The following is a 10,503-nucleotide window of genomic DNA, read 5'->3' on the forward strand; positions in this document are numbered from 1 at the left end:
CAAACGATCAGGTATTGAACCTACGAACAGCTTTGTGAGGTCAGCGAAATGTCACAGATACCATTAAAAAATGGCAGCAGCCTGAGCCAGAAAGAAAGAAGGCTGAATAACAACTTTCAGTTTGTTGATGTCGGTCGTCATGACCCGGATAAGAAAAGCCTGCGTCAGCGCAAAACAGAATTTGTGGAAATCTACCAACCGTTTGATGAGCGGCAGGTAAAAAATCAGGCGCATCGTTGCCTGTCTTGTGGTAACCCATACTGTGAATGGAAGTGTCCGGTACACAACTACATTCCGGATTGGTTGAAACTGGTCTCTGAAGGTCGTCTTTTTGAAGCGGCAGACCTGTCACACCAGACCAATACGCTGCCAGAAGTGTGCGGTCGGGTTTGTCCACAGGATCGCCTCTGTGAAGGTGCCTGTACACTGAATGACGGCTTTGGTGCGGTAACCATCGGGTCTACCGAGAAATACATTACTGATACGGCGCTGGCGCTGGGCTGGCGTCCGGATATGTCCAGGGTGTCCTGGACCGATAAAAAAGTGGCCATCATCGGTGCCGGACCGGCAGGTCTGGGCTGTGCCGATGTGCTGGTACGCAATGGTGTGACGCCAGTGGTGTTTGATAAAAACCCGGAAATCGGTGGCTTGCTAACCTTCGGTATTCCAGAGTTCAAGCTGGAAAAACACGTTATGAGCCGTCGTCGTGAAGTGTTTACTGAAATGGGGATTGAGTTTCAGCTGAACACGGAAATCGGTAAAGACATCACCATGGAGAAGCTGCTTAAGGAGTATGATGCGGTATTCATGGGTATGGGAACCTACACCTATATGAAAGGCGGCTTCCCGGGTGAAGATCTTGAGGGTGTCCATGATGCGCTGCCTTACCTGATCTCCAATGTGAACCGTAACCTCGGCTTTGAACAGGATCCGGCAGACTTTATTGATATGAAGGGCAAGCGGGTGGTGGTTCTTGGTGGTGGTGATACCGCCATGGACTGTAACCGCACGGCGATTCGTCAGGGAGCCAGGTCGGTTACCTGTGCCTATCGTCGTGATGAAGAGAATATGCCGGGCTCCCGCCGGGAAGTGGCCAATGCCAGACAGGAAGGTGTGAACTTCCTGTTTAACCGCCAGCCGGTAGAAATTGTTGGTGATGGCAAGGTAGATGGCATCCGTCTGGTAACCACTGAGCTGGGCGAACCGGATGACAACGGTCGTCGCCGTCCACAGGTGATAGAAGGCAGTGACCAGATACTGGAAGCGGATGTGGTTCTAGTGGCCTTCGGTTTTCGCCCAAGCCCGGCTGACTGGTTTGAACAGCACGATATTCAGATTGATGAAGGTGGCCGGGTGGTGGCCCCGGAAAAAGCCAGATACAAGTTCCAGACCAGTAACCCCCAGGTGTTTGCCGGTGGTGATATGGTTCGTGGGTCAGATCTGGTGGTCACCGCCATCTGGGAAGGTCGTCAGGCAGCAGATGGTATTCTTGATTATCTGGATGTCTGATTAATCACTCTTTTTTTACGATAATGTAGGGGCGTTTTTCCAATCCGGAAGCGCCCCTGTTTTTTCTACAGCCTGGAATACTGATGGTTCAGGCAACGCTGGTATCGGGACTTTTATGACTCCATTGAAAAATGACCGCTTTCTTCGAGCTTTGCTCAGGGAGCCAGTTGATGTAACTCCCGTCTGGATGATGCGCCAGGCCGGTCGTTATTTACCGGAATACCGGGAAACCAGGGCCCGTGCCGGTGATTTTATGGCCCTGTGCCAGAACGTAGAGCTGGCCTGTGAAGTAACTTTGCAACCATTGGAGCGATTCCCGCTGGATGCGGCGATTCTCTTTTCCGATATTCTCACGATTCCTGATGCCATGGGCCTTGGGCTTTATTTTGCAGCCGGTGAAGGGCCGAAGTTCAAAAAGCCGGTTCGTACTGCCGCTGATGTTGCAGCGCTGACCGTGCCAGATCCGGAAAAAGACCTGGGTTATGTGATGGATGCGGTGAGAACCATTCGGCGTGAACTCAATGGCCGGGTGCCGCTGATTGGTTTTTCCGGCAGCCCCTGGACACTGGCAACCTATATGATTGAAGGTGGCAGTAGCAAAGACTTTCGTCGTATAAAAGCGATGATGTTTGATCAGCCAGAACTGCTGAAGCAAGTGTTGAGCGTGCTTGCCGAGTCAGTGACCAGCTATCTGAATGCCCAGATAGAAGCGGGTGCCCAGGCGGTGCAGATTTTTGATACCTGGGGTGGGGTGCTCAGTCCAGAGAACTATCGTGACTTCTCACTGCACTATATGGACAGGATTGTGAAAGGCCTGAAGCGGGAAAATGAAGGCAGAAAAGTGCCGGTTATTCTCTTTACCAAAAATGGTGGACAGTGGCTTGAAGCAATGGCCGATACCGGTGCTGATGCCCTGGGTCTGGACTGGACAACCGATATGGGTGAAGCGCGACAGAGGGTAGGTAACCGGGTGGCATTACAGGGCAATATGGATCCATCAACGCTTTATGCATCACCTGGGCGTATTCGTCGGGAAGTGGCAACCATTCTGGAAAAATTTGGCACAGGCAATGGCCATGTGTTCAATCTGGGGCATGGCATTCACCAATATGTTGAACCGAAAAAGGCGGGTGCTTTTGTGAATGCCGTACATGAACTGTCTGCCCAATATCATGCTTCCGCATAACGCTGTTGCCTGCTGTTAAGGGCCTTTATCAAGGCTCTTTGTACGGTAAACCGGGTCACCGGCTTGGTGAGAATTGAGCTGATACCCAGTTTGCTGGACTGGTACTTACTGGGAGGGTTACTGACCCCGGTCAGCATAATAATGGCTGGCAAGGGGGCAATACCCGGGTCGTCATTGATTCGTTCTGCGACCTGTAGACCTTTCAGACCAGGCATCTGGTGGTCAAGAATAATGATATCAAATGCCCGGTTCAGGTAAGCTTCGTTACGAATCATGGCAAGGGCTTCCGGGCCATCTTCTGCTTCAATCACCGAAATACCCAATAGATGACATTGCTGGCGGAGCACTTTACGACAGGTTGCATTGTCATCAGCAATCAGTACCCGCATATTTTCATACTGGTTTTGCTGAGGTATTTCATCTTGGCTGGGTTGCCTATTCTCTTCTCCACAGGAGCAGGGCAAAGTAAATGAGAGGATATTGGCCCGTTTACTGACCTTTCCTCCAAGCTGTCGTATAAGGTGAGTCGCAAGGTATAGATTCAGCCCCATGGCTGTCTCTGTTTTTATCTCGGATAAAGAGTGCTCACCGGATAAATGTTTTTCTGCAAGGCTGCTACCGGCAGGGTTTTTGAAACTGAACTCAAACAGCAGCTTACCGGCAGCATCTCTCTGAATAGAAAGGGCAACCTCTCCCGTTTCAGCCTGACTCAGCCCATAGAACAGAAATGCTTCCAGAATCAATGACACCCGATAGCCATCGATATGACATTCGGCGGGCATGCTTTCATCAACGAAGCAGATGATTTCAATATTCTGCTGTTCCGCACGATACTGGAAATGATGAATCAGCTCATCCACTGTGTTGTGTATATCAACCAGTCGTGTGTCCGACGTTATTTCCTGGTTTTGAGCCTTAATGCTGGAGGCCAGTAGATTGACCAGGTTGCCCAGTTCATAACCCGCGTAGCGAAGTGTTTGCACGTAGTCTTCCTGCTTCGGGGTCAATGGTGTACTCAGTAACAGCTCTGACATGCCCATCACACCATTCAGTGGCGTGCGCATTTCATGGCCCAGCGACTTCATGGTCTCTTCGTTCAGCTTATCCTGGTGCTGGTTGCTATCCGCAAATTTTTTCCTGCTGAGCACTTTTCTGTCGACTCTCCCGGACAGTGACAGGAAGCCGAGTGTCAAAGCTAATGTTTGAATCAGTAGCCAGGTCGTGTTTCTGGAAGATATCCCCAATGCACCGGTTTGGTTCAGTACGAAAATAAATTGACTGATGACCAGGGGGACCAGCAACCAGGGTGAGATATAGAGGCGATAGGGTTTTACCAGCCAAAAAGACAGGCAGAAGCAGGCATTACCGATCAGCGTCAGTACCAGCAGATGAGTGTTTAACATACTACTGTCGCTTAATGGCAACCAGAGGGCTGATACCAGGTAAATAAACGAGAAAATATTAAAGAAACGGATCAGTCGAGGCCTTTGATAGCCAAAGAGGTTTATGGCCAGCTGACAGAAAGTCAGGCTGATTAACAGCAGTGATAATTTGTAGAGCCAGGCTTCTGCTGTGATGGGTATGTAAAACCAAGTACTGAGATAGCCCTGCCAGGAAGCCATAAAAATGAGTGAAAAGATAGCACCTGAAGCCAGCAGTAGATGAAAAATACGACGGTGATTAGAAGGTGAGAGGCCGTTTGAAGTTTTTGATGGCTGTTTTATCGACAGGAAAAGCCAGGCATTGGCAAGAATCATTGATATCAACAGACCGCTGATTAATCCGGTTTGCCAGAGTTTATACCGCTGCTGTTTGATCAACTGATCAAAGCTACCCAGTTTCAGACTATTGCTCAGTTCAGGATGAAACGGTGCTTTAAGGTATATCATTGCGGACTGAGCTGGCAGCAGCGTAAAGCTCGTGGTGTTGACCTGATCCAGTGGCAGTGGTTTAACGACAGTCTTGCCAGTGGCAGCGCGGATGTATGTGAGATAAAGGGTCGGCAGTTCCTGCTGCTGATAATCCACAGACAGGATGGGATGCACTACTTCTGACGTATGGTTGGTGACAGGAAAGCGTAACCAGAGGTTTTGTTGCTGTTCTTCAGCGCTGAGTAAGTTGGGCTGCCATGGGGCAAAGCGGTATTTGAACGCTCCCTCAACAAGCGCATTGATGGATAGTTGGCTAGTGTCGTCAATATAGAACTCTGCACTCACTCCGGGCTGGAGTAAGTAGGATGATTGATTAATGTCGACATTCGCAGATGCATTCAGGGCGGAGAAAGTAAACGATAAAATAAATAACAGTGCGAATGTCCATTTTTGCCGTGTAAAGGCTTGATAAAACACTGTTGAAAATTCCGTTTTTCGTATTTATTGCAGAATTATACTGAAAACTGACTGATTGGACAGTGGATCAGTCGACGGTTTACGCAAGAACAGGAAATGAAGGGGATTTTCCAGAAGTATGACAAAGTGACAGTTTTTTTTAAACTGCAGAGGGAACAAAGCTCACGAAGAGAAAAGATAAGAAGTTTTATCTTTCTTTGTGGACTTTGTGTTCTCTGTGGTTAAAAGTCTTTTGCCTGATCTTTGTAACTATGCCTCTTCCCGGGCGATGGCTCTATGGCCGATGTCTGTACGATAGTAGACGTCTTTCCAGCCAATGGTTGTGACCGCGTTATAGGCCTGCTGTTGAGCATCCTTCACGGTCTTGCCCAAGGCGGTCACACAGAGTACCCGGCCGCCATTGGTCAGGGTTTTGCTCCCTTCAACACGGGTTCCGGCCTGGAAGACTTTGGCATTGCTGACGTTGTCGATGCCCGTGATTTCATCACCCTTGCGATAGGCTTCCGGGTAGCCACCGGCTGCCATGACCACGCCAAGGGCAGTGCGGCTGTCCCACTCAATCTCAACCTGATCCAGCTCACCACGGGTACCGGCCAGGCACAGTTCTACCAGGCTGGACTTCAGGCGCATCAGGATGGGTTGGGTTTCCGGGTCACCAAAACGACAGTTGTATTCCAGTACCTTGGGGGTGCCATCAGCATCAATCATTAATCCGGCGTAGAGGAAGCCCCGGTATGGCATGCCTTCGCTGGCCATGCCCTGTACCGTTGGGATGATGACTTCTTTCATGGCCCGGTCATGAATTGTCGGCGTCACCACAGGCGCAGGAGAATAGGCACCCATACCGCCGGTATTCGGGCCTTTATCGCCATTGTCACGGGCCTTGTGATCCTGGCTGGTGGCCAGGGGCAGAATGTTTTTGCCATCCACCATGACGATAAAGCTGGCTTCTTCACCGGTCAGAAACTCTTCAATCACCACACGGTGGCCGGCTTCACCAAAAGCATTGCCAGCCAGCATGTCGTCAATAGCAGCAAAAGCTTCCTGCTCCGTCTGGGAGAGGATCACGCCTTTACCGGCAGCAAGTCCATCAGCTTTCACCACAATAGGTGTACCCTGTTGTTTGACGTAGGCTTTAGCGGGTTCAATCTCTGTGAAGTTCTGGTAGGCGGCGGTGGGGATATTATGGCGGGCAAGAAAATCTTTAGTGAATGCCTTGGAGCCTTCCAGCTGGGCCGCTGCCTGTAACGGGCCAAATATCGGCAGACCTGCTTGTTCAAACTGGTCAACAACGCCAGCTACCAGTGGTGCTTCCGGCCCGACAATGGTCAGGTCAATGTTTTCTGACTGGGCAAATTCAACCAGTCTGGTGATATCCAGAACATCGATAGCAACGTTGGATACTTTGTTTTCAGAAGCAGTGCCAGCATTACCGGGAGCGACAAACACCTGTGTAACATTGTCGTCTTGAGCCGCTTTCCATGCCAGGGCATGCTCCCGTCCGCCATTTCCGATGATCAGTACTTTCATAAAGGATGTCCTTCTTTTGAACCACAGAGACCACGGAGTGCACAAAGGTTTTCTTTTTGTGATTTCTGCTTGGGAAAATTTTTTCGTGTAGGCTGAACCTGTTCTTCAGCCTTTTTGTTTTGAACCATCAATGGCGGAAATGCCGAACGCCGGTAAACACCATGGCTATGCCTGCCTGGTTGGCGGCGTCAATCACTTCCTGGTCTCGCATGGAGCCGCCGGGCTGGATGACCGCAGTAATACCTGCGCTGGCAGCGGCGTCAATACCGTCCCGGAATGGGAAGAAGGCATCGGATGCCATCACGGAACCACGAACTTCCAGCCCTTCATCCGCTGCCTTGATGCCGGCAATACGGGCACTGTAGACACGGCTCATCTGACCTGCGCCGATACCGATGGTCTGTGAGTGTCTGGCATAGACAATGGCATTGGACTTCACAAATTTCGCCACCTTCCAGGCGAACTGAAGGTCGGCCATTTCCTGCTCGGTCGGGGCGCGATCCGTCACCACTTTCAGCTCAGAAGGATCAACAATACGGATATCGGAATCCTGAACCAGCAGGCCGCCATTGACACGCTTGAAATCCGGGAACGGAGTTGGCTCAGCTGCCAGTTGGCCAGCGTTTAATACCCGAATGTTCTGCTTATTCTGAAGAATGGCGGCCGCTTCAACGTCCACTTCGGGAGCGATAATGACTTCCACAAACTGGCGCTCAATGATGGTACGGGCTGTGGCCATATCCAGCTTGCGGTTAACGGCGATAATGCCGCCGAAGGCAGAGGTTGGGTCGGTTTCGTAAGCGCGGTTGTAGGCTTCAAGAATATCTGTGCCGGTTGCCACACCGCAGGGGTTGGCGTGTTTGACGATAACACAGGCTGGCAGATCAAACGCTTTAACGCATTCCAGGGCCGCATCGGTATCGGCAATATTGTTGTAGGAAAGCGCTTTGCCTTGCAGTTGTCTGGCGCTGGAAACCGTGCCTTCAGGTGGGTTCTTTTCTGTGTAGAAGGCGGCTTTCTGGTGCGGGTTTTCACCGTAGCGCAGATCTTCCACTTTAATAAACTGGCTGTTGAAGGTGCGGGGGAAAGCTTCCGGCTCATCGTCATCGCTGTTAATGGCGGTGCCCAGGTAGTTGGCAATGGCACCATCGTAGCGGGCTGTATGCTCAAATGCCTTCACGGCCAGATCAAAGCGGGTGGCCAGGTCAATCAGGCCATTATTGTCAGCCAGGCTGTCCAGTACGCACTGGTAATCACTGGCGTTCACCACAATGGTGGTATCGCGGTAGTTTTTGGCAGCGGCCCGAACCATGGTCGGGCCGCCAATATCGATGTTCTCAATGGCGGTGGCCAGATCGCAGTCAGGGCGGGCAATGGTTTGCTCGAAGGGGTAGAGGTTGACCACAACCAGGTCGATAGGCTCGATGCCATGCTGGTCCATGACGGATTCGTCCTGGCCACTGCGGCCCAGAATACCACCATGAACCCTGGGGTGGAGCGTTTTTACCCGGCCGTCCATCATTTCCGGGAAGCCGGTATAGTCAGAAATCTCAATGGCAGGAATATCGTTCTCAACCAGCAGTGCATAAGTTCCGCCTGTGGACAGAATTTCAACCGAATGCTGTTGCAGTGTCCGGGCGAACTCAACAATTCCTGTTTTGTCGGAAACGCTAATCAGAGCCCGGCGAATCGGGCGTGTCGTGACTGCCATCGTTTCTCACTCACCGTTTGTTGGAATAAAAATTCTGGCAGATTTTAGCTGGAAATGGTGGCTATTGGCAGGGGGAGAGGGAATAAAGGGGAAATCAGTAGTGTCCGTTGTTCAGAAACTACTGATTACATTGAAAAGAGTAATGAACCAATTAAAGCAGGCCGTACTGCTTCAGCTTCTTGCGCAGGGTTCCCCGGTTCAGGCCGAGTAATGTGGCCGCGCGGGTCTGGTTGCCCTTGACGTAAGCCATGACCGTTTCCAGCAGAGGCGCTTCTACTTCAGACAGCACCATCTGATAGACATCGGTGACGTCCTGCCCGTCCAGGTGGGCAAAGTAGTTATTCATGGATTTTTCCACACTGTCGCGCAGAGTCTGGGACTCTGGTATTCTCGACGCTGTGGCAAGGCTTCCCCCATGGCCATTTACTGGACGACCTTCTTCTACGATTACTTGTGTTGCCGTCATGCCGCTATGTCCTCTCCGTTACCTTCTGACTTCTTCGCAAAAGTCGACTCTGAAAAACGCTGAAAATACTCCCGTATGCAGGTGTGCTGTTCTTCCGAAGATTCCAGCTTATTAAAATGCCGACGAAACTCCAGGCCGGATGGCTGGTCCTGCATGTACCAGCCCACATGTTTTCTGGCAATCCGCACAGTCTGGAGCTCCTGGTAAAAAGCGCCGTAAAACTGATGGAGGGCTTCCAGATGCCCCAAAAGGATTGCCTGAACCTCATTCTGATCCGGGGCTGCCAACCGTTCCCCGTGTTGCAGGTAGTGGTTGATCTCCCGGAATATCCAGGGACGGCCCTGGGCGGCACGGCCAATCATTAATGCACTGGCACCGGTAACGTCCAGCACGTGCCGTGCTTTCTCCGGTGAAATGATGTCGCCATTGGCAATCACCGGGATAGTCACCGCCTCAACAATGCGGGCGATGGTTTCGTATTCCGCCTCACCGTTATACATGCAGGCCCGGGTGCGGCCATGAACCGCCAGGGCGGCAATGCCACACTGTTCGGCCAGTTTGGCAACCGCAACACCGTTGCGGTTGTCCGGGTCCCAGCCGGTACGAATCTTCAGGGTCACCGGAATATCCACCGCCGCCGTTACCGCTTTCAGGATGGACTCCACCAGATCAATGTCTTGCAGCAGGGCAGAACCGGCCGCCTTGTTGCACACCTTCTTGGCAGGGCAGCCCATGTTGATGTCTATGATCTGGGCACCAAACTCCTGGTTCAGCCTGGCCGCCTCGGCCATCTGCTCCGGATCGCCTCCGGCAATCTGCACGGAGCGCGGTTCGGACTCACAGCTGTGATCCATGCGTAGCCTGGACTTACGGGTATTCCAGAGCTTTGGGTTGCTGGTCACCATCTCCGACACCGCCATGCCTGCACCCATTTTCAGGCAGAGTTTACGAAACGGACTGTCGGTAACACCCGCCATGGGTGCCAGTACCACCGGGTTAACGATGGAGTAAGGACCAATCTTCAACGGTGCTGGTGCTGTGTGTTCTGACAAGAGTTGACCTGACAAAAAAGAAAGCCTCAATCTGATGGATGATGATGAAACCAACAGGTCATCATACTCTCTACATATTTCACGATAAAGTGAAATTGATCAATATTTGTTCAGCTAAAAGTGGTGGATTTGCCAATGCAAAAACCATTATTCACTTCACCTCAGACCTTCTGGCGCAGATCAATAATAGAGCCAATGGGTTGTGCATTTTTTGATATAGGTCAGCAAGAAACCGGTTCAATGCAGGCATAAGCACTGATTTTGTACAAAATGAGGGTGGGTTGCATGAAAAGTGGTCGTTTTTGAGTCGTGGGAGGGATGTTTTGAACAACAAAAATATTTGTGCTTTTTGTTGTTCTAAAGGTAAAAAAACACCCGATTAAGATCGAGTGTTTCCGGGTCAGTTCGTGCTGATCGCTGGAGGTCTATCGTTTGGCGTGTTGTTAAGCGGTGGTGGAGGCGGTGGAGGTGTTGGAGCAGGTGACTCATTTGCTGGTAAGTTACCTTGAGATTCACTGGCTCTTCGCCGTTTCATATGGATTTCAGGATGTCTGCCACAGGGCTGGCGATCAGGTAAATCATCGTTATGAACGTGCCTGTGTTCCGGTAACCTTTAGCCCTTGCTCTGGCCGCTTGGAACAAGCTGTTCAACCCTTCCATACGGGCATTGGTATAGGTTGAATACCAGCGCTGCAGAATCT

8 protein-coding genes are annotated in these 10,503 nt (G+C 51.2%); 2 read left to right on the forward strand and 6 right to left on the reverse strand.

Annotation, left to right across the window (positions count from 1 at the left end):
• Window positions 1-48 precede the first annotated feature (48 nt).
• Window positions 49-1,509: an FAD-dependent oxidoreductase gene (locus tag CX664_RS01580; RefSeq protein ID WP_101745023.1), complete on the forward strand. Its 1,461-nt coding sequence runs from the start codon at window positions 49-51 to the stop codon at window positions 1,507-1,509.
• Between the two features lie 115 nt (window positions 1,510-1,624).
• The gene (hemE, locus tag CX664_RS01585) at window positions 1,625-2,695 is read left to right on the forward strand and encodes a uroporphyrinogen decarboxylase (protein WP_101745024.1); all 1,071 of its coding nucleotides are present in this window, start codon (window positions 1,625-1,627) and stop codon (window positions 2,693-2,695) included.
• On the opposite strand, the gene CX664_RS01590 is transcribed toward hemE, so the two are convergent.
• The 6 genes from CX664_RS01590 to CX664_RS01615 form a co-directional block, all read right to left on the reverse strand.
• A complete protein-coding gene (locus tag CX664_RS01590; protein ID WP_101745025.1) occupies window positions 2,680-5,043 on the reverse strand; it encodes a response regulator in 2,364 nt (787 codons plus the stop codon). The genes hemE and CX664_RS01590 overlap by 16 nt on opposite strands.
• Before the next feature lie 249 nt (window positions 5,044-5,292).
• Window positions 5,293-6,573 carry a phosphoribosylamine--glycine ligase gene (purD, locus tag CX664_RS01595; protein WP_101745026.1) on the reverse strand — a complete coding sequence of 427 codons (1,281 nt, stop codon included), beginning with the start codon at window positions 6,571-6,573 and terminating at the stop codon, window positions 5,293-5,295.
• Window positions 6,574-6,700: 127 nt separating this feature from the next.
• Entirely contained in the window at window positions 6,701-8,284 is a 1,584-nt protein-coding gene (gene purH / locus CX664_RS01600) for a bifunctional phosphoribosylaminoimidazolecarboxamide formyltransferase/IMP cyclohydrolase (protein WP_101745027.1), read from the reverse strand.
• A 151-nt stretch (window positions 8,285-8,435) separates the two neighbouring features.
• Window positions 8,436-8,750, reverse strand: a complete 315-nt coding sequence (gene fis, locus CX664_RS01605; RefSeq protein WP_209199972.1) for a DNA-binding transcriptional regulator Fis — start codon at window positions 8,748-8,750, stop codon at window positions 8,436-8,438.
• On the reverse strand, window positions 8,747-9,802 hold the full coding sequence (gene dusB, locus CX664_RS01610) for a tRNA dihydrouridine synthase DusB (protein ID WP_338063433.1): 1,056 nt from the start codon (window positions 9,800-9,802) through the stop codon (window positions 8,747-8,749). Before dusB ends, fis begins: the two co-directional genes overlap by 4 nt.
• Before the next feature lie 531 nt (window positions 9,803-10,333).
• On the reverse strand, window positions 10,334-10,503 hold a 170-nt coding region (locus tag CX664_RS01615; protein ID WP_145999753.1), incomplete at its 5' end, for a transposase.

The sequence above is a fragment of the Endozoicomonas acroporae genome (assembly GCF_002864045.1).
Classification (GTDB): domain Bacteria; phylum Pseudomonadota; class Gammaproteobacteria; order Pseudomonadales; family Endozoicomonadaceae; genus Endozoicomonas; species Endozoicomonas acroporae.

Bases quoted from the DNA above. Each gene is read 5' to 3' on its own strand.
- CX664_RS01580 (WP_101745023.1), top strand. From the start codon at position 49: ATGTCACAGATACCATTAAAAAATGGCAGCAGCCTGAGCCAGAAAGAA.
- hemE (WP_101745024.1), top strand. From the start codon at position 1,625: ATGACTCCATTGAAAAATGACCGCTTTCTTCGAGCTTTGCTCAGGGAG.
- purD (WP_101745026.1), bottom strand. From the start codon at position 6,573: ATGAAAGTACTGATCATCGGAAATGGCGGACGGGAGCATGCCCTGGCA.
- purH (WP_101745027.1), bottom strand. From the start codon at position 8,284: ATGGCAGTCACGACACGCCCGATTCGCCGGGCTCTGATTAGCGTTTCC.
- fis (WP_209199972.1), bottom strand. From the start codon at position 8,750: ATGACGGCAACACAAGTAATCGTAGAAGAAGGTCGTCCAGTAAATGGC.